This window comes from Geobacillus sp. WSUCF-018B (assembly GCF_002809985.1).
GTDB lineage: Bacteria > Bacillota > Bacilli > Bacillales > Anoxybacillaceae > Geobacillus > Geobacillus thermophilus.
In genome coordinates this window covers 1-2,884 of the sequence record NZ_PIJF01000105.1, presented here as the reverse complement: position 1 = coordinate 2,884, position 2,884 = coordinate 1, and the positions used below count along the sequence as shown (strand labels likewise).

The following is a 2,884-nucleotide window of genomic DNA, read 5'->3' as shown; positions in this document are numbered from 1 at the left end:
GGGAGGAAGTGTGATCCAGTTTCACGACTTTGGCATTGACATTCAAACGTATACGGATCGTGGGAAAGGGAACGATTTTCCCGACGTGAACCAATGCCCGCACTGTCCATCCCGCCGCCCCTTGCACCGTCACGGATACTACCAACGCTATGCGTTGACGGCAGAGGGGGAGTATCTGTTTTTTGCAAGCAAAAAATGCAGAGAAGTGCAAGAAAAAATACATAGGCTTGCCAGCTCAAGACTTAAGGTTCCAGACCGGGGGAAGAGGACGGCTGGATCGCGGAGAGAGCGTTCCGCAGTCGATAGCTCTCTCCCGTAAAGGCCAGGATGTGGGCATGGTGAACCAAGCGATCCACCAGCGCAGCTGTCAAGCGGTTGTCCCCAAACACCCGATTCCACTGTCCAAATTCCAGATTCGACGTCACGATGACGCTTTTTCGCTCATAACAGTCGGCGATAATATGAAACAACAGCTCCGATCCTTGCTTTTGAAACGGCACATAGCCGAGTTCATCCAATATCAACAGTTCGCACGCATCGATGCTTCGTTTCAGCCGCCCGAGCGTGCCATTTTTCAATGCCTCTTCCAGCTGGGCGACGAGATCCGCGACGCGGAAAAACCGAACCTCATGGCCTTGTTGGCACGCCTGGATGCCGAGCGCTGTGGCGAGATGGGTTTTTCCTGTCCCGGGCGAGCCTAAAAGCAGAACGTTTTGCTTTCGCTCCAAAAAGCGAAGGTCACACAATTCCTTCTTCGATGTCGTGGTCGGCCAGTGGATGTGATCCGACCATTCGTAATCCTTCAGCCATTTCAACTCCCGAAACTTGGCTTTCTTGATCAGCCGGGCCTGTTTCGCCTGCTGGCGGCACGACAGCTCCAGCGCCAATACATCCCGCAAAAACTGTTCTTTCGTTTCGAACATCACCTCCTCGAATCGATCCGCGATATAGGCCAAATGCAGTGCTTTACAAATCTCTTTCACCTCTGCTCTCATCCCTGGACACCCCCTTCCCGAACAGGATGAAGACGTTGATCATACACCGTTAAGTCCGTTTCATAGTCGATCAGGACGGAAGGGGTGTACGATTCTTTCCACTTGGCCGGGTAATGGGATTGCTCGGCTTCCATCAACACCCCGATTTCATGAGGAGCCAAGTCCCATCGCTGGTTCTCATCGAGCCACTGGGCGATTTCATAAAGCGTGCAACGATCCAACAGCGCTCGCAGCCCTTTCAAACGGGCCGCCACCTGGGGCGGGGTGCCAGCCAGATACGTTCGGATCGCTTCCGGCAAGTACGCCCGGTATCGGGAATGCCCGACAACCCGGGGTTTGGTCTCCCACTCAGCGAAAATCTCTTTCCAAGGGATCTCGCGTTTCACGTTCGTATACGGCCTTGGCGCTTCAAGATGGACGTCTCCATCGGAAGAGAACACAACGAAACGATTCCATTCTTTCTTCACCAACACCCGGTTGGGGACGGACAGGCCATGGACGACGAACGCCTTCCCATCCACCATCACTTCTCCGTACTTATTCACGTAAGCGTGATCGAGGGAGAAGATCGGAAGATCTTGTTCCGGCAACGCCAACAGCTCCGGTTGCTCTTCTTGCCATAGTTCCTCGATCCACCGCCCCTTTTCATAATGAGGACGGTTTCGGTCCTCGACCATCTTGCGATGCAGCCACTCCACCAGCTCCGGATCCGACTCCATCAATGGAGCGGGGATGAAACAAAGGTTGCGAGTGTAATAGACTTTTCGCTCCGCATTTCCTTTCTCATGTCCACTGTATGGATTGCACACTTGTACATCAAACCGATAGTAGAGTTGAAATTTCTCAAAAGCCTCGGTGAATCGGCGTTCTCCCCCTTTTCGAATCGACACAATGGCCGCGGACAAATTGTCAATGCGCAATGCCTTTGGCACTCCCCCAGCCTGACGAAACAGCTGCGTCAACCCATGGAGGAAGCATTCACTGTTTTCCACCGGCAGCGGATAAGCAAACGCAGCGTTGCTATAGGGAAAGCTCATGATCAAAACCGATCGCTCTTCTTCCTTCCCCTCCTTCGTCACAACCGTCATCTTCCCGAAATCCACCTGCGCCTCGCCTGGCGGGTGCTCCAGTCGTTCATAGCGCTGTTCTTTCTCGAGCTTGAGCTGCGGTCTTCGTTTTTGCACGTACGCGCAAACGGTGCGATACGAGCCTTGAAATCCATGGTCACGACAAAGCGCTTCAAACATCGTCTTGTTCGTTCGCCGTTGTTTTCTCGGCAGCTTGGCATCCTCCTCCAACCAGTCATCAATGATTTGCCCGTACCCTTCTTCCTCAATCATCCCCTTTTTGCGTTTGATGGTTGGTTGGACAGAAATGTCTCCATCTGCGTATTTCTTGACCGTTCTCCAGTTATATCCCGTTTCACGGGAAATTTCCGCAATCGATAACCCTTTCTTTTCACGCAGTTTTCTGATACGATTAATTTCGGGCATTGCCAGCATCCTTTCGCTCCTCCACTGTTTGGTTATGTGTTCACAACTTCCACAGTAGAGGAAATGTTAGAGGCTGGCAAGCCTTTTTTCTTTGCCTTCAGCTCTGCACTTTTCGTTGCAGAACTCTGTATTTTTATTTTGCACTAAACAAGTATCGCCTTTGGATCGCGCGGTACGCTTCTGAGAATGCCGCAAAACCGTGAGTGTGCTGCCTTCTTTCCTCCTCCCGTATGTTCAATTCAATATACCCAATCCGTCATCTGGCAAGCGGTCAAAGCATGGCTCGAAACGCCAAGACGAGGAGCGAAGACCAAACAGGTTGGTTTTCCCACCAAGGAGGTCATCTTATTTTATGTCCGACGATTTTTACGGAATCTCTCCCGCTTGCATCACGCG

The 2,884-nt window shown here is 52.0% G+C and carries 2 protein-coding genes and 1 pseudogene; 1 reads left to right on the top strand and 2 read right to left on the bottom strand.

Annotation, left to right across the window (positions count from 1 at the left end):
• Positions 1-10: 10 nt before the first annotated feature.
• Positions 11-170 (top strand): annotated as a pseudogene (locus tag CV944_RS18065) (DUF6431 domain-containing protein); the annotation flags it as partial.
• A gap of 72 nt (positions 171-242) precedes the next feature.
• Here CV944_RS18065 and istB read toward each other — a convergent pair.
• Both istB and istA read right to left on the bottom strand, forming a co-directional pair.
• Positions 243-995, bottom strand: a complete 753-nt coding sequence (gene istB / locus CV944_RS16585) for an IS21-like element helper ATPase IstB (RefSeq protein WP_021322668.1) — start codon at positions 993-995, stop codon at positions 243-245.
• Positions 992-2,497 (bottom strand): IS21 family transposase, encoded by a 1,506-nt coding sequence (gene istA / locus CV944_RS16580; RefSeq protein WP_025038985.1) that lies wholly within the window; start codon positions 2,495-2,497, stop codon positions 992-994. The genes istB and istA overlap by 4 nt, the downstream gene beginning before the upstream one ends.
• Positions 2,498-2,884: the final 387 nt, after the last annotated feature.